Genomic DNA, 1,060 nt, shown 5'->3' with positions numbered 1-1,060 from the left:
CCACCGAACACCCCGTCGAGAATAACAACGGCACCTGGCACTTCCGGCGCACCGAGCCGTTTGCTCCCGAGGTCACCCACACCGCGACGCTGATCCAGGCCGCCGCCCAGCAAACCTCACCTGAAGCATCCAGAACCTTCACGGTCGCGCTGCCCGTGCCCAAGCCCGTGATCACTGACCCCAGCCCCAATGCCGAGGTCGGTCGCGAGCTGATCGTCCGCGGGCGTGACGGCATGGCCGAAGCGTCGATGCAAGTGCGCGACGCCCAATTTCAAACGAATCTGGGCGAGCCCAAAGTGCTGACTGCCGATGGTGAATGGTTCATCGCGCTGCCCGTGCTGGAGTTTCGCTCCTACACCATCGACGCGCAACAGACCCTGGGTGGGGTGCCTTCCGAGCGCAGTGAGACGGTGAGATTCGAGGTGGTGGTGTTGCCACCTGAGTTTGACGTGCCGCAGCCAGGCGGCGACCTGCCGCGCACCATGGTGTTGTCTGGCACGGGCATGCAGGGCGGGCGGGTTGATGTCTGGCTCCAGGGCGGCGAACCGTTGATCGAGGATGTTTTTGTGGGCGCCGAAGGCTGGAGCGCTGAGGTGACGCTGCCGGTGGGCGAGACCACGATTCTGGCCCGGCAACGCTTCGAAGGTCGGCCCTCCAAGGACACTGCGCCGTTGACCTTCAACGTCGTCCCTGCTGCCCCGTTCATTGAAACCCCGGCCAGCGACGAACACATCGGCCGGCGGGTGGTGGTGTCGGGTTTCGGCGTACCGGGGGACACGGTAACGGTGAAGCTGGGTGACGCCACGCATTCGGTGCTGGGCAGTAGCCCGGTGCTGGACGACCGCACCTGGTCGGTGACGGTGACGTTCGATCAACCGGGCGGCCTCTACAGCCTGATGGCCGTGGCATCGAGCGAGGGTTTTGATTCTGCCGATTCACCGCCGCGTTCGGTGGTGCTGGGCACTTATCAACCTTCCATCGACGTGCCCGTGGCTGGAGGTTGGGTCGACAACCCGGTCCGGTTCGAAGGCGAGGGAAGACCGGGTGTCGGGCAAGTGGT

General features: G+C 65.0%; 1 pseudogene. It reads left to right on the top strand.

What is annotated here, in order from left to right:
* Positions 1-1,060, top strand: a pseudogene (locus tag MA884_RS27755) (hypothetical protein); the annotation flags it as partial.

It is taken from the genome of Pseudomonas sp. Q11, from assembly GCF_024494355.1.
In the GTDB taxonomy this organism is placed as follows: domain Bacteria; phylum Pseudomonadota; class Gammaproteobacteria; order Pseudomonadales; family Pseudomonadaceae; genus Aquipseudomonas; species Aquipseudomonas hefeiensis.
Note: the sequence above shows the minus strand (reverse complement) of the source record. Positions and strands in the feature narration are given on the sequence as shown.